Source organism: Promicromonospora sp. NPDC023987 (assembly GCF_040639055.1).
GTDB lineage: Bacteria > Actinomycetota > Actinomycetes > Actinomycetales > Cellulomonadaceae > Promicromonospora.
In genome coordinates this window covers 45,419-65,234 of sequence record NZ_JBEZZF010000010.1, presented here as the reverse complement: position 1 = coordinate 65,234, position 19,816 = coordinate 45,419, and the positions used below count along the sequence as shown (strand labels likewise).

General features: G+C 72.1%; 17 protein-coding genes. 6 read left to right on the top strand and 11 right to left on the bottom strand.

Translation table 11 applies throughout. From position 1 onward, the window contains the following. Positions 1-6: 6 nt before the first annotated feature. The 3 genes from AB0F40_RS07230 to AB0F40_RS07220 all read left to right on the top strand — a co-directional run bounded on the left by AB0F40_RS07230 (position 7) and on the right by AB0F40_RS07220 (position 2,317). Complete coding sequence (locus tag AB0F40_RS07230) at positions 7-921, top strand: EamA family transporter (RefSeq protein WP_357465446.1); 915 nt, start codon at positions 7-9, stop codon at positions 919-921. Positions 922-1,049: 128 nt separating this feature from the next. Continuing rightward, positions 1,050-2,075, top strand: coding sequence for an acyl-CoA desaturase (locus tag AB0F40_RS07225; protein ID WP_357465445.1), 1,026 nt, complete (start codon positions 1,050-1,052; stop codon positions 2,073-2,075). A gap of 14 nt (positions 2,076-2,089) precedes the next feature. Next, positions 2,090-2,317, top strand: a complete 228-nt coding sequence (locus AB0F40_RS07220; protein WP_357465444.1) for a ferredoxin — start codon at positions 2,090-2,092, stop codon at positions 2,315-2,317. Between the two features lie 7 nt (positions 2,318-2,324). On the opposite strand, the gene AB0F40_RS07215 is transcribed toward AB0F40_RS07220, so the two are convergent. Continuing rightward, positions 2,325-3,437, bottom strand: coding sequence for an NAD(P)-binding domain-containing protein (locus AB0F40_RS07215; protein ID WP_357465443.1), 1,113 nt, complete (start codon positions 3,435-3,437; stop codon positions 2,325-2,327). 55 nt (positions 3,438-3,492) lie between these two features. Continuing rightward, the gene (locus AB0F40_RS07210) at positions 3,493-4,089 is read right to left on the bottom strand and encodes a TetR family transcriptional regulator (protein ID WP_357465442.1); all 597 of its coding nucleotides are present in this window, start codon (positions 4,087-4,089) and stop codon (positions 3,493-3,495) included. A gap of 59 nt (positions 4,090-4,148) precedes the next feature. Here AB0F40_RS07210 and AB0F40_RS07205 point away from each other — a divergent pair, with 59 nt between their 5' ends. After that, the gene (locus AB0F40_RS07205) at positions 4,149-5,360 is read left to right on the top strand and encodes an MFS transporter (RefSeq protein ID WP_357465441.1); all 1,212 of its coding nucleotides are present in this window, start codon (positions 4,149-4,151) and stop codon (positions 5,358-5,360) included. Positions 5,361-5,399: 39 nt separating this feature from the next. On the opposite strand, the gene AB0F40_RS07200 is transcribed toward AB0F40_RS07205, so the two are convergent. The 7 genes from AB0F40_RS07200 to AB0F40_RS07170 form a co-directional block, all read right to left on the bottom strand. Beyond that, complete coding sequence (locus AB0F40_RS07200) at positions 5,400-12,233, bottom strand: DUF2341 domain-containing protein (protein WP_357465440.1); 6,834 nt, start codon at positions 12,231-12,233, stop codon at positions 5,400-5,402. 67 nt (positions 12,234-12,300) lie between these two features. Then, on the bottom strand, positions 12,301-12,732 hold the full coding sequence (locus AB0F40_RS07195; RefSeq protein ID WP_357465439.1) for a DUF6098 family protein: 432 nt from the start codon (positions 12,730-12,732) through the stop codon (positions 12,301-12,303). Positions 12,733-12,760: 28 nt separating this feature from the next. Next, a complete protein-coding gene (locus AB0F40_RS07190; RefSeq protein ID WP_357465438.1) occupies positions 12,761-14,104 on the bottom strand; it encodes a cytochrome P450 in 1,344 nt (447 codons plus the stop codon). A gap of 114 nt (positions 14,105-14,218) precedes the next feature. Further along, the gene (locus tag AB0F40_RS07185; protein WP_357465437.1) at positions 14,219-14,635 is read right to left on the bottom strand and encodes a CBS domain-containing protein; all 417 of its coding nucleotides are present in this window, start codon (positions 14,633-14,635) and stop codon (positions 14,219-14,221) included. A gap of 91 nt (positions 14,636-14,726) precedes the next feature. Then, entirely contained in the window at positions 14,727-15,332 is a 606-nt protein-coding gene (locus AB0F40_RS07180) for an NAD(P)H-dependent oxidoreductase (RefSeq protein ID WP_357465436.1), read from the bottom strand. A gap of 112 nt (positions 15,333-15,444) precedes the next feature. Continuing rightward, entirely contained in the window at positions 15,445-16,584 is a 1,140-nt protein-coding gene (locus AB0F40_RS07175) for an FUSC family protein (protein WP_357465435.1), read from the bottom strand. Between the two features lie 3 nt (positions 16,585-16,587). Beyond that, the gene (locus AB0F40_RS07170; RefSeq protein WP_357465434.1) at positions 16,588-17,007 is read right to left on the bottom strand and encodes a CBS domain-containing protein; all 420 of its coding nucleotides are present in this window, start codon (positions 17,005-17,007) and stop codon (positions 16,588-16,590) included. Between the two features lie 238 nt (positions 17,008-17,245). On the opposite strand from AB0F40_RS07170, the gene AB0F40_RS07165 reads away from it, so the two are divergent. Beyond that, positions 17,246-17,452 carry a tautomerase family protein gene (locus AB0F40_RS07165; protein WP_357465433.1) on the top strand — a complete coding sequence of 69 codons (207 nt, stop codon included), beginning with the start codon at positions 17,246-17,248 and terminating at the stop codon, positions 17,450-17,452. Between the two features lie 30 nt (positions 17,453-17,482). On the opposite strand, the gene AB0F40_RS07160 is transcribed toward AB0F40_RS07165, so the two are convergent. Together AB0F40_RS07160 and AB0F40_RS07155 are read right to left on the bottom strand one after the other, a co-directional pair. Beyond that, positions 17,483-18,271, bottom strand: a complete 789-nt coding sequence (locus tag AB0F40_RS07160; protein WP_357465432.1) for an isocitrate lyase/phosphoenolpyruvate mutase family protein — start codon at positions 18,269-18,271, stop codon at positions 17,483-17,485. 56 nt (positions 18,272-18,327) lie between these two features. Further along, complete coding sequence (locus tag AB0F40_RS07155; RefSeq protein ID WP_357465431.1) at positions 18,328-18,981, bottom strand: NAD(P)-binding domain-containing protein; 654 nt, start codon at positions 18,979-18,981, stop codon at positions 18,328-18,330. Positions 18,982-19,239: 258 nt separating this feature from the next. On the opposite strand from AB0F40_RS07155, the gene AB0F40_RS07150 reads away from it, so the two are divergent. Beyond that, positions 19,240-19,707, top strand: a complete 468-nt coding sequence (locus AB0F40_RS07150; RefSeq protein ID WP_357465430.1) for an ester cyclase — start codon at positions 19,240-19,242, stop codon at positions 19,705-19,707. The last annotated feature ends 109 nt before the right edge of the window (positions 19,708-19,816 follow it).

Genomic DNA, 19,816 nt, shown 5'->3' with positions numbered 1-19,816 from the left:
GGACGCATGAGTTGCCGGAGCACCGCCGTCGGCCGCTGGTACGCCTCGCCCGTACCGGCTCCGCTCCTCGTGCTGGGCAGCGTCATCAGCGTCCAGACCGGCCAGGCGCTGGGCAAGCAGCTGATGGGCATCGTCGGGAGCCCCATGGGCGCCGTCGCGCTGCGGCTGCTGCTCGCGGCCCTCCTTCTCCTGCTGCTGTGGCGACCGCGCCGGCTGCCCGGCGACCGGGAGAGTCGGCTGCTGATCCTCGCCCTCGGTGCGGCGATCGCCGGGATGAACCTCGTCTACCTGGCCCTGGAGCACCTGCCCCTCGGCGTGGCGATGACCATTCAGCTCACCGGCCCGCTGGCCGTGTCTCTCGCCGCCTCGCGCCGCCCGCGCGACGCGGTCTGGGGGCTGCTGGCCGCGGCCGGGATCGCCTGCTTCCTGCTGCCCGGCGCGTCCCCGTCGGGGCCGCTGTCCCCGACCGGGCTGGCCTTCGCCGTGCTGTCCGCGGTGTCCATGGGTGGGTATCTGCTCCTCAACCAGCGGACCGGTGCCCGCACGGCGGGCGGCGGCCCGCTGGCTCTGGCGGTCCTGTGGGCGGCACTGCTGACACTGCCCTTCGGCCTGGCGCAGAGCGGCGACCGGCTGGTGCAGCCGCACGCCTTGACCATGGGGCTCGTGGTGGCCGTGCTGTCGGCTGCGTTGCCCTACTCCCTCGAGCTGACGGCGCTGCGCCGGCTGCCCGCCCGGGTGGTCGGGGTCCTGCAGAGCCTGGAGCCCGTGGTCGCCGGGCTGGCCGGCCTGCTGCTGCTCGGCGAGCGGCTCTCGATCGTGCAGTGGCTGGCCATCGGCCTCATCACGGCGGCGTCGGCCGGCGCTGTCGCCGTCCACAGCGGTTCGAGCAGGCAAGCGGCGACTGACCGGCACATTCGTTAGCATCCAAAGGTGGGGCAGCTCCTTTGCCGCACGGTACTTGCTGACGTGACGTAGGAGCGGCACCCCGGCTGTCTGACCATCCGGGTGCCGCTGGTTTTCGAGAGGTGGCAATGCTTGGAAATCACTATGTGGAGGCCTTTCACCAGCTGACGACAGAGGCCAACGACGCCGGCCTGATGCGCCGTCGCTACGGCTTCTACTGGACGTTGATGATTCTCTGGACTCTGGCCACGGCGGGCATCCTCGTCGGCGTGGTCATGCTGGGCGACACCTGGTACCAGCTCGTCCTGGCAGCCCTGCTGGGCGTGGTGATGGCTCAGTTCGCCTTCCTCGGGCACGAGGCGGCCCACCAGCAGATGTTCGCGTCCAAGAGCTGGAACGAGTGGACGTCCCGGGTCATCGCCGGGCTGTTCAACGGACTGAGCTACGGCTGGTGGGTCGACAAGCACGGCCGGCACCACGCGAACCCGAACAAGGAGCGGGAAGACCCCGACGTCGATTCCGCTGTGCTGTCCTTCACTCCCGACCGCACCGACGAGCGCACCGGGCTGGCCGCCCGGCTCGCCAGGTACCAGGGCTACTACTTCCTGCCCCTGCTGCTCTTCGAGGGGTTCTCCCTGCACGTCGACTCCGTCAGGACCATCCTCACCGGCAAGGACGTCACCCACCGGTGGACCGAGATCCTCTTCGTCGGAGTCCGGATCATCGGCTACCTGGCATTCCTGTTCATCGTTCTTCCGCCGGGGATGGCGGTCGCCTTCGTGGCCGTGCAGGTCGCCGTCTTCGGGTTCCTGCTGGGTGGCGCGTTCTCCCCGAACCACATCGGGATGCCCACGGTCCCGCACGACGCCGACATCGACTTCCTGCGCCGGCAGATCCACATGTCGCGGAACGTCCGTGGCGGACCGCTGGTGCACTTCTTCATGGGCGGCCTGGAGTACCAGGTGGAGCACCACCTGTTCCCGATGGCGCCGCGCCCCAACCTGCCCGCCGTGCAGAGGCTGGTCCGCTCGTACTGCGCCGACAACGGCATCCCCTACACGGAGACGTCGCTCACCGGGGCGTTCCGGACGATCATCGCCTACCTCAACCAGGTAGGGCTGAAGAACCGCGACCCCTACACCTGCCCGCTCGTTCGCCGGTACCGCGGCTGAAGCCTGGAGGACTCATGAAGCCCACCGTCAACCCGGACACGTGCATCGCCTCGGGCAACTGCAGCCGGACGGCACCGCGCGTGTTCGCGAACCTCGAGGAGAACGGCGGGTTCGTCAGCATCATCGACGAGAACCCGCCCGAGTCGGAGTGGGCAGCGGTCCGCGCGGCCGAGGAGCAGTGCCCGTCGGCGACGATCCACATCGAGAAGGACGACGGCATACCGGCCCCCGCGTCAGCCTGAACCGCCGTCAGGGCACGGCCACCCGGAGCCGCCGCACCACCGCGGCCACCGCCTCCCGGCCGGCCCGGTTGGCGCCGACGGTCGACTGCGACGGCCCGAAACCGATGAGCTGGACCCGCGGCTCCGCGGCGACCTGGACGCCGTTCATGGCGATACCGCCCAGCTCGTTGCGCAGGCGCAACGGGTCGAGGTGCGCCAGGTCGGCCTTGAACCCGGTGGCCCACAGGATCGTGTCCACCGGGGTGAAGGTCGCGTCCGCCTCCCGCACACCCATGGGCTCGATCGCCGTGAACATCGGCCGTCGCTCCAGTGCTCCGCGGCGCTTCGCCGCGAGCGCGTACGGCGTCCAGGCCAGCCCCGTGTAGGACACGACGCTCCCGGTGGGCCGGCCCGCCGCGACGTCGGCCATGACCTTGGCGATGGTCTCCCGGCCCGCCGTCTCGGGCTGGAAGCCGTCCTCGCGGAAGACCGGCTCCCTGCGGGTGTACCAGTGCGTGGTCGCCACCCGCGAGATCTCCTCAAGGAGCTGGACCGCGGAGATCCCGCCGCCCACGACGGCGACGCGCCGGCCCGCGAAGTCCTCGGCCCGCACGTAGTCACGGGTGTGGAGCTGCCGGCCGACGAAGGTCTCCTGCCCGGGGTAGCGCGGCAGCACCGGATTGGTCCAGGTACCGGTCGCGTTGATGACGGCGCGGGTGGTCCAGGAACCACGGTCGCTCGTCACGACGAGGTCGCCGTCCGGGTCGTCGTCGGCCGGCCGCACCGCCACCACCTGGACCGGGCGCAGGACGGGGACCGCGAACGCCTGCTCGTAGCCGGCGAAGTAGCGCGGGACGGCGGCGCGGCTCGCCTCCGTCGTGTCGACGGCGGGCTGGGTCAGGCCCGGGAGGTCGAAGATGCCGTTGACCGTCGCCATCCGCAGCGACTCCCAGCGGTGCTGCCAGGCACCACCGGGAGCGGGGTTGGCGTCCAGCACCACGTAGGTGCGCTCGGCCTCCGGCTCGTCGACGGCGCTCACGAACCCCCTGCGCTGCAGGTGATACGCCGCCGAAAGCCCTGCCTGCCCGGCCCCGACCACGACCACCGACGCCCGCTGCACGTCTTGTCTCACACGGACCACAACACCCGGCGCGCGCAGATGTTCCGCCCGTGGGCGCAGTGTGATCGGTAGAACGTCAGGTGATCGGCAGCCCGGGTTGCCGATCACCTGACGTTCTACCGATCACGTCGGGGCCCGCAGTGAGCCGGTGGACCGCCTCCGTGATCGTCTCCTCGGTCGGCAGCTCCGTGTCCAGGGCGCGGTGGATCGTCAGCCCCTCGATCATGGCGTCCAGCATCCGGGCCGTGACCGGGTCGAAGTGTCGTTCGAGGGCCGCACGAGAGCGCGTCATCCACGCGTTGGTCAGCTCGCGGAACGCCGGCTCCCGTGCGGCGAGCGTGTACAGCTCATGCGTCAGCACGAGGTCCCGTTCGGTGCCGAACACGTCGTGGGTGATGATCTCGACCACGAGGGCACGCGCGCTCGCCAGGTCGGTGGCCTCGCTCATGCGCTGCTCGAACCCGTCGCTGACGCTGCGCGAGAACCGCCCGAAGGCCTCCCGCAGCAGCTCGTCCATCCCGGCGAAGTGGTAGGTCATCGACCCGAGGGGCACGTCGGCCAAGGCCGCCACCTTGCGGTGCGAGACACCCGCGACCCCCACCTCGGCGATGAGGTCGAGGCAGGCGTCGATGATCCGGTCCCTGCGCTCCGGGTCGTGCCGACGTACCGTCATGTGAGCCACCATAGCGGGCGTTGTGTACGACCGTACGCTGGATGGGTACGCTCGTGGGCATGCCGTCCATCCCGGGCCCCGGCCCGCAGCCCGCCGACCGGCGCGCCCGCGCCGCAGTCGCCGCCATGTTCCTGACCAACGGCGCCCTGTTCGCCAACCTGGTGCCGCGCTACCCGGAGATCAAGGCCGCCCTCGACCTGGACAACGCGACCTACGGCGTCGCCGTCGCGGCGTTCCCCGCCGGCGCGATCATCGCGGGGCTGGGTGCGGGCTTCCTGGTCCGCAAGCTCGGCTCGGCGCAGGCCGCGGTGGTGGGAACCATCCTCACGGGCCTAGGTGTGCTGGCCGCCGGCCTGGCGCCGTCGTTCGGCCTCCTGGTGCTCGCGCTGCTCCTCGGCGGAGCGATGGACGCCGTCACGGACGTGGCGCAGAACGCCCACGGCCTGCGGGTGCAGCGCCGCTACGGCCGGTCGATCATAAACGGCTTCCACGCCGTCTGGTCCGTCGGCGCCGTGCTGGGCGGGTCCATGGCGGCGGGTGCCATCGCGATCGGGCTGCCGCTCGGCGTGCACCTCGGCATCTCCACGGCGGTCTTCGCGATCGTCGCGCTGGTGGCGCTGCGGTTCCGGCTCCCCGGGCGCGACGGCGACATCGAGGACGCGCCCGGGACGACGTCGGCCGCCGAGGTGCGCGGTACCGCGCTGAGCCCGCGCACCGTGGCGATCGTCGCCGCGCTCGTCCTGATCGCCATCAGCGGCGCCCTCGTCGAGGACGCGGGCAGCTCGTGGGCGGCGCTGTACCTGTCCGGCTCGCTGGGCGCGCCCGCCGCCCTGGCCGCCACGGGGTTCGTCGCGCTCGTCGGCGCGCAGTTCGTGGGCCGGATGCTCGGCGACCGCATGGTGGACAGGTTCGGCCAGCGGACGGTCGCACGCGGCGGTGGCGTCATCATCGCGCTCGGCATGGGGCTGGCCCTGGCCGTCCCGACCGTGCCGGGCACGATCATCGGTTTCGCCGCGGCCGGGCTGGGCAGCGCGACCCTGGTCCCCGCCGCCATGCACGAGGCTGACGAGCTGCCCGGCCTGCGGGCGGGCACCGGACTGACCATCGTGTCCTGGCTGATGCGGCTGGGGTTCCTCGCCTCGCCCCCGCTGGTCGGCATGGTCGCCGACGCCGTGGGCCTGCGCTACGGCCTGCTGGTGGTACCGGCGGCGGGCCTGCTGATCGTGCTCCTGGCGGGAGTCCTGCAGAACCGGACCGCCTCGCCCCGCTGAGCCTCCGTTGGTCCACAACGGAGGCTCAGCGAGTGCGGGTCAGCGCCAGGGGCCGAACGGGGTACCCGGCTCCTGGTTGCGGGTCCACCACGTGGCCTCGTACCGCCGGCCGTCGTGCTCCACCTGGTCACCGGCGTCGAAGATCCGCGTCGGGGTCCAGACGGCGGTGCCGTCGTCGGTCGTGGCGATCTCCTGCCACGGTCCGTGCGGGTTGCCGGGCTCCTGGTCCCGGGACCACCACGACGCCTGCCAGACCGCGCCCCGGTAGGTCACCTCGTCGCCCGCGGTGTACACGGCGTCGGCGTCCCAGGCGGGGGCCGACGGCGCCTCCTCCAGGGTGAACGTGCTGACGGCGCTCCGGGTCACGTGACCGGCCGGGTCACGCAGCTCGGCGTACCACTCGTGCTGCACACCGCCCTCGGCGTCGTCGAGCTGCACGGACACGGTCTCGGCCCCCACCGCCGTCTGCGGGTCGCCGACCTGCTCCCTCGGTCCGGCCGCCACGGTGAGCGACTCTGCGGCCAGGGTGCGCGTGGTCGTGCCACCGAGGTCGATCTCCAGCGCGAAGTTCTCCGTGTCGTCGCCGTGGAAGCCCGGGATCGCGCCCTCGGGCACCTCGTGGTGCCAGTTGCCGTCGGAGGTGGCCTTCTCCAGCAGCGGCGACCAGGTGTTGAAGTACATCAGGTCGTTCTCGGCGTCGACGCTGATGTGCTTGAGGTACTCCTGACCGCCGTAGACGCGTGACTGGTAGTCGGTCAGGACGCCGTAGGCGCGGTTGCCGCCCGCGGTCTCCCGCGACGCGACGCCGGTGCCCGCGATGTGGCCGCCCAGCACCAGCTTGACGTTCTCGTACGGGTCCACCAGCTCCCGGGTCACGTTGCCGTTCGACCAGCCGTTCACGCCCTGGTTGACCGAGTTGTGGTTGGCGATGATCACCGCGTGGTCGGGGTGCGCCTCGATGACGTCCTTCGCCCACGCCAGCCCGGCGTCGTCCGCGTCGTCGGCGGAGAAGAACCCGACCGTCAGCACCAGCAGCCGCGCCCCGTCGATCTCGCCCGTGTAGTAGTAGTTGTCGATGTTGTCGCTGCCCCCGAACCGCCAGGGGCTGCCCTCCAAGCTCTTCTCGAACCGCTCCATCGGGAAGTACTTGGGCAGCATGACGCGGCCGTTGCGGTTGTTCTGGTAGTCGTGGTTGCCCCACGAGATCAGGTACGGCAGCCCGGCTTCCTCCAGCGCCCGGGCCGACGGTTCCGCGTTGACCCACTGGTACTCCTGCGAGAGGTACTCGCGGTTGACCCAGTCGCCGGCCTGGATGACCAGCTCGGTCTTGCGCTCGGCGGCCACGTCCGCGACGTACTCGAACTGGTGCGTCATGAGGTCGGGTGTCGCCTGCGCGTAGAGCTGGGAGTCCGGCACGTGGTCGAACGCCCAGTCGTACCGGTCGGCGGTCGGCAGCGCCTCGATGTCCCGGTCCTCGCCGTCGGGCAGGGCCGTCAGGCCGCGCCAGACGAGCAGGTGGAGCTTCCCGTCGGCGACGACGTTCTCGTCGGCGCGGGCGGTCACGTCCAGCTGGACGGCGGCGCCCTTCCGGTCCGACCCGGAGTCCTTGAGGATCCAGCGGTCGGCCGCGTGGTCGTACACGTGGGCAGAGACGGTGCGGTCGTCTCCGGTACCCGACCAGGTCAGGTGGAACTCGTCCTGTGCTGCCTGTTCGTCGGTCAGCGAGACCTCGTAGACCTGGAACGGGTTCTCGTTCTCCCCGACGGTGGTCGGCAGCAGCTCGTCGCCGACCTTCCCGCTGGTGGGCTCGAGGGCGTCCGGCACCCGGTCGGGGGTGCTGCCGCTGCGCACCACGACGTTCGAGTCGTCGAGCTGGATGGTCGGGCCGGCGTAGAAGGTGGCCTCGACCCGCTCCCGGTCCTCGGTGCGCGGCGTGGCGGACAGGGTCACACCCGCACCGGACGCGGACGAGGCGTCGTCGCTCACCTTCGGCGTGGCGGGCGCGACCGTGTCCTCGACGGTGACCGGCACCTCGACCGGGCCCGCCGTGTCCCGTGGCCCGCCGACGGCGGCGGCGCGCACCGCGAGGGTCTGCTCCCCCGGCTCGTTCACGGGCACGCGGACGGTGAACGGCCCGGCGTCGACCCGCTCGGTGTGCACCTTCTTGCCCGCCAGCTCGGCGGTGAGCACCGCGCTGCGGGTCACCGACCCCGTCACCTCGACGAGGCCCGCCTCGACCGTGCTGCCGGCGCGGGGCGTACCGACGATCAGGGTCACGGGCTCGTCGGCCCGCTCGACGCGCTCGCCGAACGTCACGGCGTCGCCGAACAGGTTCGCGTACCGGAAGGCCTCGAAGTCCGGGGTGAACGCCACGCCCGCTATCTGCACCTCGTCGACCAGGCCGCGGAACGGCGACCGGAGGCTGCCGTCGTTCGTGTAGTAGTCGCCGATCGTCGTCTGCACCGCCGGGTCGGAGAACGTGCTGCGGTACTCGACCATCTGGCTGTGCACCTCACGGCCGTCGACGAACACCGAGTACGTCATGCCGTCGTAGGTCTGCGTGACCAGGTGGGGCTCGCCGTCGGCCGGGAAGTCGAACCGGTGGCTCAGGTCGACGTCGCCGAACTCCCAGCTGTTGCCGGCCAGCCGGGTGCCGACCTGCGGCCCCTCGGGCCGGACCCCCTGCCAGAAGGTGTGCTGCCCGTCGCCGGTCGCGCTCTCCTTGGCGATCACCGGGGCGGGCCCGCCGAGCTCGGCCAGGTCCTCCTCGGTGAGGGAGTACACGCCGCTGATCGCTATCCGGTCGTGGTGACCGCCGACGTCGTCCGGGTACTGCAGGCGCGAGCCGGCGAAGCGCGCCTGGCCGGTGCCGCGCTCCGAGGTGCCGGTCGCGAGGTCGTCGCCCACGACGAGGCCGGCGTGCCGGCCCGTGGAGTCCGTGCGCCGCTCGCCGCTCGCGGTGGCGCGGCCGAAGTGCTCGACGAGGGTGTAGTCCTCGCCCCACACCGCCGTCGGGTCGTTGGCCGGGGCCGATCCCCCGAAGTAGGCCCACACCTGCTGCGCCGAGCCGGCGGCCAGACGCGGCACGCGGACCCACACGGTGGAGGTGCCGCCCGGCTGCCAGGTCTCCACCTCGAACGGCAGGGGCGCGCCGTCGGCGGCGAAGAACGACAGCTCGTCCCGCTCGGCGTCGGGCGCTGCCGGGATGCGGAGCTGCACCGGCGTACCGGTGAAGTCGGACCGGGTGTCGTTGCGGACGGTGACCGCCTGGCGGGCGGTCGCGTCCGGGTCGGCCCAGGCGACCGTCTTGCCGTCGGTCGAGACCAGGCCACCCAGCTCGCGCAGGCGACGCTCGGCGGCCTCCAGCCGCGGCATCCCCGTGAGGGCACCGCGCTGCGCCTCGGTGAGCCCGTCCACGACGGCACGCACGGCGGCCACCGCGTCGGCGTCGTCGAGCGTCACGTCGTCGACGGCGGGCAGCTCGTCGATCCGCGCGCCGACCGGGGACAGCTCCCTGTCGATGCCGAAGCCCTCGAACAGGCGCGGCACGCCGCGGTCCCGGATGTCGTAGACGTTCACCGTGAGGCGGTCGGCCGTGACGTCGACTGCCGTGAAATTCTCCGTCGCCTGCTCCCCCGTACGGTCGAACAGCCGCAGGTAGGGCTCGAGGTCGACGCCCTGCGGGTCGGTGGCCTGCGTGTAGTGCTTCGCGCCGGCGGTGTTCGGCAGGAAGAAGATGGTGCCCTCGGGGTCCACGGCGTACTCGATGCGCTTGCCGTTGCGGACCTCGGTGATCTTCGTCGTCTCGACGGGACGCGCCCCGGCGACCCCGTCGGGGTCGGCGGCCAGGACCTTCGACCGGCTCATCACGTGGTCGTGCCCCTGGAACACCAGGTCGATGTTCAGCTCGTCGATCACCGGCACGAGGGTGCGGCGCATGGCCATCACGTCCTCGTCGTCCAGGTGGGTCGCCGTCGTGTACGTGCCCTTGTGCATCGTCAGGATCAGCCACTTGGCGCCGGCGGCGCGGGCGGCCTCGGCGTCGGCCCTGAGCCAGTCGAGCTGCTCCTGGGAGATGCCCTCGGAACCGCCCTCGTTGGTGTTGAGCACCATGAAGTGCGCCTGGTTGTACGTGTACGAGTAGTACACGCCGTCGGACCGGTCCTGCTCCTGCGGGCCCTCCAGCGTGAAGTGGTCGGCGAACGCGTTCGTGTGCCGGTCGTGGTTGCCGGACGCCGGCGCGAGCGTCGTATTCAGGAGGCTCGGGCGGGCGGAGTCGAGCAGGTCCTTCCAGTCCTGCTCCCTGCTGCCGTCCTCGACCAGGTCGCCGTTGTGCATGACGAACTCGGCGTCCGGCACGTGCTCGAGCGCCTTGGCGATCGTCTGCGCGGAGAGCTCTGCCTCAGCCAGGTTCTGCGACTGCGTGTCGGTCAGGTCGACGAACGTGAAGTCCTCGTCGCCGCCCTCGGCCGTGGCGCCGTCAGCGCTGACAAAGGTGCCGGTCGCGCTCCACACCTGCTCGGCCGCGTCCCCGACGCGGTAGTAGTAGGTGGTGCCGGGCCGCAGGTCGCGGGCGATCGCGCGGTAGAACGTCTCGCCGTCCTCGCTGTCCTCGCGCTCCGCCTCGACCTCGACGGTGGCGGAGCCCTCGGGGAACTCGCGGTCGGTGCTCAGCACCACGACGGCACTGCCCGTCTCCAGCGTCGAGTACCAGGTGAACGCGCGCTGGGTGCCCGGGTCGCCGTAGAACGTGGTGGTGATCCGGTTGGGCGCCTCGGCGGCCGAGACGTACTTGGGCACGGGGTGGCCGAGCTCGGCGTCGAACCGCCACTTCTCGACGAAGTCCCAGCCGCGCGCCGTGTAGGTGGCCTGCTGCGCGAGCGCCTCCGGCGTCGTGTCGGTGCCGTGCTGGTTCTTCGTGCCGGGGCCGTCGACGGCCTGGCCGCCGATGGTGATCTCGGTGTTCGCGAGGTTGTCCTGCGCTGTCCAGCCGTCGTAGCCGGTGTAGCCGACGACGCGGCCCGCGAACCCGTCGGCCTTGCCCGAGTAGTCGATCGAGCCGCCCAGCGCGACGTTGCCGGTGAACGAGCTGCCGGAGCTCGGGTTGCCGGGGTAGGCGACGACGTGCGCGGCGTCGATGCCCCGGGTGCCGGCCGCCCCGCCGTCGGCGGCGACCGTGAGGTCCACCTCGACGAGGTTGTTGCGCACGGTCACGGCGTTGTTCGAGTAGGCGACGAGGCCGGCGGGCATCTTGTGGGCGCTCATGGCGCCCTGGACCCAGTTGTCGCTGACGCTGCCGCCGCGCAGCTCGGCGACCAGGCCGGCCACCTTCTCGGCGCTGGTGGCGGTCAGGTCGGCGTCGACGACGGCGTTGCCGGTGAGCGTCGCGTCGGTGGCGACGACGGCGAGACCGGCGACGAACCCGCTGCGGGTGCCACCGTCGGCCGTGACGCCCGCCAGGGTGAGGCCGCGGATCGTGCCGCCGGCGAGCTGCCGGACCAGGCCGAGCCGGTCGGCCTCGCTGCCCGCGCTCTCCTGCGGGCCGTAGACCAGGCTGCTGATCGTGTGCCCCGCGCCGTCCAGGACGCCCTCGAACCGGTTGATGCCACCGAACGGCTCGCGCCCGGCGAAGTCCAGGTCGGCGGTCAGCACGAAGTGCTTGGCGCCGGTGTAGCGCGGGTTGCCGTCGTTGAGCTGGGCGGTGAGCAGCTCCAGGTCCTCGGCCGAGCCGATCTCGTAGGGCTGCTCGGCGGTGCCGTTGCCGAACAGCGCCGCCGTGTACTGCGGCACGGGGTGACCCAGCGCGTCGTCCCAGCGCCAGGCGTTGGTGAGATCCCAGCCCAGCTCGTCGTAGGTCGCCCGCTGCGCGAGCTCCTCCGCCGTGGCGTCCGTGCCGTGCTGGTTCTTGGTGCCCGGTCCGGTGACCGGGTCCCCGCCGATGGTGATGGCGTCGTTGGCCAGGTTGTCCTCGGCCGTCCAGCCGCCGTACTCGGTGTACCCGATGACCCGGCCGACGAACCCGTCGACCTTGCCCGAGTAGTCGATCGAGCCGGACAGCGCGACGTTGCCGGCGAAGGTGCTGCCGTTGGGCGAGCCCGGGTAGCCGGCGATCAGCCCGGCGTTGTTGCCCCGTGTGCCGTTCGCCCCGCCCGGGACCACCATGGTCAGGTCGGCCGCCACCAGGTTGTTGCGCACCTGCGCGTCCTGGTTGACGTAGGCGGCGATACCGCCGGGCATCTCGCCCGCACTCAGGGAGCCGGCCACCCAGCTGTCCGCGATGGTCCCGCCGTGCAGCTGGGCGGTGATGCCACCCACCTTCTCGGCGCTGTTCGCGACGAGCTCTGCGTCGGTCACCGCGAGACCGGTAAGGGTGGCGTTGGTGGCCACGACGGCAACCGCACCGATCCAGCCGCTGGTGCTCGCCCCCGCGTCGGCCCGGACGCCGTCGAGCGTGAGGTTCCGGACCGTGCCGCCGTCCAGCTTGCGGATCAGGCCGAGCCGGTCGGCCTCGCCGCCCGCCGAGGCGTCCCGCACGAGCTCGATGTCGCTGATCGTGTGCCCGGCGCCCTCGAGCGTGCCGGTGAAGGAGTTGATGCCGCCGAACGGGCTCCCGCCGAAGTCGATGTCGGCGGTCAGCCGGTAGGCCGACCCGCCGTACGCCCCCGGGTCGCCGTTGATCGCGCCGGCGACCGTCCGCAGGTCGTCGGCCGAGTCGATCTGGTACGGGTCACGGGGTGCTCCATCCCCCTCGATCCCGGGCAGAGGGTCGGCCGCCTGGGCGGCCGGGAGGCCCGATCCGAGGGCGAGGGCGACGCCGAGCGCCGCGGCGACAGGCGCCAGCAGACGTGGACGTACTGGGACATGTCGAGGCATGTCGCGAGTTCACCTGTCGGCGCTGAATGCACCCCGGCGGGCAAGTGAAGCCACGATGAACAGTCGATCACCTTCCGTCCGCCCCCGCGCGGAACACGCGGGCGTACGTCGTGGTCGCCTCGTCGACCACCGACCGGTCGATCGACGCGACGGCGGTGGTATCGACCAGCAGCGGCTCGCAGTCCGGTCCGCGGCCCGCGATCTCGCCGGTGAGCACCCACGGGTAGCGCTCCGGCGACAGCAGGTGCGCGTACTGCCAGAGCTGCCGCGCGAGCCAGTGCTCGACCTCCCGGTTCCACCACGGCTCCGGCGTCAGCGGGTTCACGCTGAGCCCTGGCAGCAGGCATCCGCTCTCGTGGTCCCGGCTCACGGTGGCGGCGTCGGCCACGGGGCCCGCGCTGAACCGCACGTAGAGCGGCGAGAACGCCTCGACGAGCTGCGCCACCTCGGCGATCGACCGCAGGTGGGGCACGCCGGGCAGCATCCCGGGCTCGGCCATGGCACTGCCTCCTCTCCCAGCTCGTGCGTCAGGCGCCGCCGGCGACGCGGAAGCGCAGCCCGAGGTGGTCCACCGTCGCCGGCACGGGGTCACGGGCCAGGTAGCGCCCGCGGGCGACCCGCAGGTCCCGCGCGACCAGCCGCGTGAGCAGGTGGGACGCCACCAGCAGCACGAGGTTCCGCCCGGGGCAGGCGACGGGCCCGCCGCTGAAGGGGATCAGGCCCCAGTCCGCGCTGTTGCGGCCGTCCAGCCACGCGTCGGGCACGAACGCGTCAGCGTGCCCGAGCCGGGCGGGGTCGCGATGGAAGAAGGAACTCACGACGGCGAACCCCGTATGGGCCGGGAGCGTCCGACCGCCCCAGTCGGTCGGACCGGTCGAGTCGCGCAGCACGGCGAACGTCGTCGGCCACAGGCGCAGGGACTCCAGGACGCACGCCCGCGCGTAGGGCAGGAGCGCAGGGGACGCTGAGGAGCCTGCCGCGGGCCCGGCGGCCGGACCGGCCGGCTCCGCCTCGACGAGCAGCCGCTCCCGCACCGGGGGCCGGGCCGCAGCCATCGCGAGCGCCCGGAGGGTCGCGGCGCCGGCGGCGTCGAACGCGAAGAGCCAGTGGGGCACCTGCCCCACCGCGGTGGCGGGCCCGCACCTGTGGGCGGCGGCGGCGAGGCAGCCCTGCTCGGGGGTCTGGACGTAGGACGCGATGCGGCCCTCCAGCTCCTCACGGAGCCGGGTCCGGCGCGGGCGCAGCCACGCCCAGTTCGCGTCGCGGCGCAGGGCGTCTAGCACCGCGATGAGCTCTCGGTCCCCGCGGGCCTTCGAGCCCAGCACGACCTCCAGCACGATGCCCCACCATGCGTCGGTGAACCCCTGGGCGTCGAACCGTCCGGTCGACGCCAGCAGCTGGGTCAGCTGTGCCGCTCCCCGGTGCACCGCGTCGACGACGGCGGCCCCGTCGTCGTGCACCGGCTGGTCGGTCTGGAGCACGGCCTCGTTGAACGGCCGGCGGTGCCAGCGCTCAGCGGTCGAGGAGATGAGCACGCCCTCGGGCTGGAAGTGCGCGAGGGCGGCGTGCTTCTCCTTGGTGGCGGGCGTGAACGGCTCGGGCGAGCCTTCGAGGAGGCGGCGTACGTCCTCGGGCTCGGTGACGACGACGAGGTGTCGCGACCCGATCCGCACGACGAGCGGTGCGCCTCCGTGCCGCTCCCGCAGGTCCGTCAGCACGGCGCGTGCCGTGCGGTCGGTCTGGTGCCGCTCGGCCCAGGCCGTTGCTCGCGGGCGGCGCACTATCGCGCCCTGGGCGACCAGCGGGGCGAGGACCCGGCCCAGCACGCGGGCGCTCTCGCCGGCGGTCAGGTCGACGGGTGTGGGGCTCATGGCGTCTCCTCACCGGGACTCGGTGCGCGGCCTGCCCGGAGGTCGTCTCACGTCAGGTGGCACGTGCCGGGCTCGTTCGTCGAGCGTCGACGAACGAGCCCGGTCGGCGGCCGCTCAGCGGTTCGGCTCCGCCTCGGAGATGTCCGCGAGCGCGGACGCCGGGTCCCGCGTGACGGCGAGGTCACCGATCGCGACGATGCCGACGACGACGTCGCCGTCCATCACGGGAACGCGCCGGACCGCGGCGTCGCGCATCACCTCGACAGCGGTCTGCACGGGGTCGCCGGGGCCCACGGTGACGAGCTGCTCGCTCGCGACCTGGCCTACGGTCGCGTCGACGCCGAGGCCCTCGGCGAGGCCGCGGATCACGAGGTCCCGGTCGGTGACGATCCCGACGATCTTCGACTCGGACTGGACGACCAGCGCACCCACGTCCTCACTGGCCATCGCCCGGGCGGCGGCCTGGACGGAATCGGATACGTCGACGGCGGTCGGCGCTGGGGTCATGACATCGGCGACGGTTTGCACCATGTCGCTCTCCTCCCTCGGTAGGTCCGACGGCGGGCTGCTTCACCGACACGTCAACCATGCCTCGGTGATCTTCCGCTCGCATGCGTGGGCGTCAGCTCTTGGGGGGCGGCACCGGCTGTGCCGCGAGCGCCGACGCGACGGAGTACAGGTTGTGGGCCATGAGGCGGCCGGTGCTGTGCGACCACTCGTGCCCGTGCTCGGTCTGGGGGTAGTCGGCGCCGGGGCCGGGGCCCTGGTTCCAGTAGGTCCACGCCTGGCCGGGGATCGTGTATCCGATGTCGCCGAGCGCACCGTCGATCTCGGAGATCACGTGGTGCGCACCGTCCTCGTTGCCGGTCACGACCACGCCGGCCACCCGGTTGTAGGCAACCGGGGTGCCGTCCTGGGTCGTCTCGGAGATCATCGCGTCCATGCGTTCGAGCATGCGCTGGGCGATGGAGGAGGGCCGTCCGATCCAGGTCGGGGTGACGACCACGAGGATCTGGGCGTTCAGCAGCTGCTCGTGCACGCCGGGCCAGGCGTCGCCGTCGCCCAGGTCGGTGACGACTCCTGGCGGGACGTCGAGATCGGCGAGCCGGACGTGGTCGACGGTCACGCCACGCTCCCGGAGGGCGTCGGCGACCACCGACGCGAGCGCCTCGGTGTTGGACGGTTCGGGGGACGGCTTGAGCGTGCAGCTGAGGAAAAGGGCCTTCACGGGACACCTCGACAGAGTTGATCGGCAGCCGCTTCTCGACCTTCTCCAACGTAACGCGGCAGCGGTTCGCTTGCCGCCCGACGTCTCGCGTCCTCAGACCTCGCAGGGCGCCTCAGACCCGAAGGGCGCCGGCGCCGCGGGCGAGCTTGACGATGAGAGCGCCCGCCACGAAGTAGTCGTACTCGGACGACTGTCGGGCGGTGCGCACGACCTTACGGAGGCCTTTGATCGACTCGTCGAGCCGGTCGACCGCTTCGGCGGCTTTCTGGGCCCTGTCGGGCTCGTTGGCCGTGTCGCGGGTCACCGCTGTGCGCAGGGCCGCGGCGAAGGCCTGCAGGGTGCCGGCGAACTCAGGTCTCAGCTGCTGCCCGAGCGCTACGTCGTCGCGGCCTTCCCGTTCCCACTCGACGAGCAGGCGCACTATCTCGTCGACCACGTCGGCCGAGGTGCCCAGCGCGCCGGCGCGGCGGGTCTGGGAGTCCACCCAGTGCCGGTTGCCGTTGTACCGCACGCGCACGTTGGCGCGTGAGGCCTCGCGGGTCTGGGCGACGGCGGCCCGCGCGCGCTCGACCGTCGGGACGAGCTGTTGGCGGCGGTCCTCCCACTCTTCGGGTGCCAGTGGACCCTCGTTCTCCAGCCAGCTCGCGAGCGACTCGACCTGGTCGGCGAGCCCGTCGCGCAGGCGGCCGAGCGCGAGCTCCGACGGGGTGAGCGGCAGGGGCGGGAGCAGCACGTTGACACCGATCCCGATCGCGGCCCCCACGACGATCAGCCCGGCGTAGGAGCCGATGTAGTCCGCCCCGTCCCCGCTCCCGAGGATGAGCACGAAGATGGCGGACATGACTGCCCAGTTACCCATCTCGCCGAAGATGCGCCAGCTCACGCACAGGAGCGCGATGCCCACCACCACGGCGAGCTCCAGCGGACCCGGCAGGGGCAGCAGGGCCACGGCACGGGCGATGATCGCGCCGACCAGCACGGCGGCGACCGACTGGAGGGAGTCCCGGACCGAGCGCACCACGGTGCTGGTCGTGGCGAGCACGGCCCCCAGCGGCGCGTAGTACGGGTACTCGGCGAACGGCTCGGGCGCGACGAGCCCCACGAACCAGGCGAGGCTCGCCGCGAACGCGCCCTTGACGGCGAGCGCCCACCGCGGGTGGCTGAGCCAGGCGCGGTGGGCGGCCGCGACGGCGCCGCGCGGCCGGGGCACCGTCAGCGACTGCCGGAACTCGACCACGTCCACGCCTCGCACGACTCAGTCGTTCGGTTGCGCCTCGGAGATGTCCGCCAGGGCCGACATCGGGTCCCGCTCGGCGGCGAGGTCGCCGATCGAGACGATCCCGACCGGTACGTCGTCGTCCATCACGGGGATCCGCCGGACGGCGGCGGCGCGCATCAGCTCGACAGCTACCTCGACCGGGACGCCGGGCCCGACGGAGACCAGCTCCTCGCTCGCCACCTCGCCGACCATCGCCTCGAGCCCGAGCCCCTCGGCCAGGCCGCGGACGACGAGGTCGCGGTCGGTGACGATGCCGACAGTCGTGGCCCCGGCCTGCACGACCAGCGCGCCCACGTCCTGTGCGGCCATCGTCCGGGCGGCGGTCTCGAGCGTCTCGGACATGCCGATGGTGGTCGGCTCGGGGGTCATGACATCTGCGACGGTCTGCTGCGCCATGTCGCGCTCCTTCCCTCGGTGCGACGTCCCTGGCTAGGGGCCGACGGCGGACTGTCTCGCCGGCGTTCCCACCGTGCCGCGCCGGGAGGCCGCTCGCATCCTGTCGGTTCAGGACGTCGTTCCAGGGATCGCAGGTCCCCCGATCCACAGTCCTCTCCCACTCCCGGCAGGAGCCCGGCAGGGTGGACGACGTCGGACCACGCACCGTGGCCGCCGTCGAGCTCAGAAGGGGCTGACCATGCCGTTCGCCAATCTCAAGGTGCCCGCGGACACCCTCACCGCGGAATCGAAGAAGAAGCTGCAGGACGCCGTCACCGACGCCTTCGCGGACGTGTACGGCGAGCGGGCACGCCAGTCCACGCTCGTCATCCTCGAAGAGGTCGCCGACGGCGGTTGGAGCCTTGGCGGCGCGATCCTGAACGCGGAGGTGCTCGGTAGGAGCTGATCGGCGGGGCCGGTCGCCGCTCGGGCGGCCTCAGCGCCGGCCTGCCGCACGCTGCGCGTACCGCTCCAGCCGCGCCTGCGCCTGCGGGTACGGAGTGGCCGTCGGTGTCGCCTCGCCGTCCCGGACGGCGGTCGCGACGGCGACGGCCGCGTCGATCGCAGCACGGTAGGGCAGGGACCCGGTGCTGACCCGCCGGACGCCGAGCTCCCCCAGCCGTTCCAGCGAGAGGCCGGGGACCGCGAGGACGTTGAGCGGTAGCGGCAGTGCGCTCGCGAGCCGGTCGAGCACGGCCGGCTCGGTGGCGCCGGGAACGAAGATGCCGTCGGCGCCGGCGTCGACGTAGGCGCGGGCCCGGTCGAGGGTGGCCTCGACGGTGGCGTCCTGGTTCAGCCAGTAGTTCTCGACGCGTGCGTTGACGAACAGGTCTGGCGCCGCCGCCTTGATCGCGGTCACCTTGGCGGCGTGGGCCGCCGGGTCGATGAGCTCCCCGTACGTCGAGTCCTCGACGTTCACGCCCGCGAGGCCGACGTCGGCCAGGGCCGCGACGAAGCCAGCGACCTCGGCCGGGTCGTCGCTGTAGCCGTCCTCGAGGTCTGCGGTGACGTAGGCGGGCAGCGCGCTCAGGCGGCGGACCAGCTCCTCGGTCGCCTGGCGGCTCGTCCGGCCGGCGTCGGGCGTGCCGACGGCGGCGCTGACGCCGAAGCTCGTGGTGCCGACCGCGGGGAACCCGGCCTCGGCGAACGCCAGGGCGGAGGCGACGTCCCAGGCGTTGGGGAGGAGGAGCGGGTGGGGGCCGGTGTGGAGGTCGGCGAAGGTCATGGGGAACAGGGTGCCAGGACCTTGCCGACGCGGGCGCCTGACGGAGCCGATCTCCGTCACCCTCGGATGCCGGGGTCCGCTCTCCCGAGGTTGTGGAGCAGCTCCTCCCGGCTCTGCCATCCGGAACGGACCCAGGCGGGCTGCCCGGGCGCGTTACGCCAGGACTCGCTCAGCGGGCTGTGGTCCGCGGTGTCGAAACCGAGCTGGTCGTACAGCCGCGTGACGAGGTCGACGGCCTCCGGGTGGTCGCTCGACACCGCCAGCGCCACCCGCTCGGGATGGCCTGCTGGTCGGGCGGCGCCGCGCAGCCGCTCGTGCTGGATGTGGGTGAACGCCTTGGCGACCTTGGACCGTGGGAGCTGCTCCTGGCGCAGCTGGTGCACCGTCTTCTTGCCGGAGTCGACCACCGGGATATGGCCGTCACGCCAGACCATGTAGTTGTTGGTGTCCAGCACCACCTTGCCCGCGAGCTCGTCCACGGGGAGCTCGTGGGCGACCTTGAGAGGGAATGACACGATCGCGAAGTCGCCCGCCGCGGCGGCTTCCGCCGCATGCGCGGCACGTGCCGCCGGGCCGAGGTCGTCGATGAGCCCCCGCAGCGTCTCCGGTCCCCGCGAGTTGGCGATCACGATCCGATAGCCACGCGCGATCGCCGCGCGTGCGATCTCGCCGCCCATGTCGCCGGCCCCGATCAGCCCGATCGTTTCCATGACTTGCTCCTGACGATGCCCGACGAGGCGTGGTCCGCCTCGCTGCTCTCGTCACGAACACTATGAGCGCGGGTTCAGGCCGACCAGAGCCGTCTCGGTCCTGGGGTGTGGCAGGACCCCCTCATGAACTCGGCTCCAAACGCTCCCGAAAGTCACCTCCGTAGCCAGCAGACCAGCCCGTTCGCACATGGGCCCACGTTGCTCTGGTCCGTGCAGGTCTTACGGTGGCCAGGAGACGACAACCTTGGAGGCGGAGACATGACCGACGACCTCGAACCCGGCAAGCAGCCCGGCGCGTCCCCTGAACTGGAGTCCCGGTACCGCGCCTACCTCGCCGCGCTCAACGAGCGCCGGCTCGACGACCTCGTGGAGCACGTGCACGACGAGCTGACCTACAACGGCGAGCCGATGACGCGCCGGCAGTACCAGGAGCTGATCGCCGCCGACCTCGCCGCGGCTCCAGACCTCGTCTACGACGCGCAGATCGTGGTCGCGGCGAATGACGCGGCCGGCGGTCAGGTGGCGTGCCGCCTGACCTTCGACTGCACGCCGCGGGGCGAGCTCCTCGGATTCCGGCCGGACGGCGCGCGGCTGCGGTTCGCCGAGCACGTCTTCTACCGCTACCAGGACGGCCGCATCGCCGCCGTCCGGTCGATGATCGACCGTGCGGCCATCGCGGAGCAGCTCTCCGGCCGGGACGTGAGCGCCCTGCTCGAACCAGGGTGAGACATCTGTGGTGCCGGTCCGCCAGGCAACTGGAGCAATCAGTCGGTCGCCCCTCTCACTTTCCCGAAGTGGACGCCCCCGTCCGTTAGCGTCACCACGAAAGCGCAGA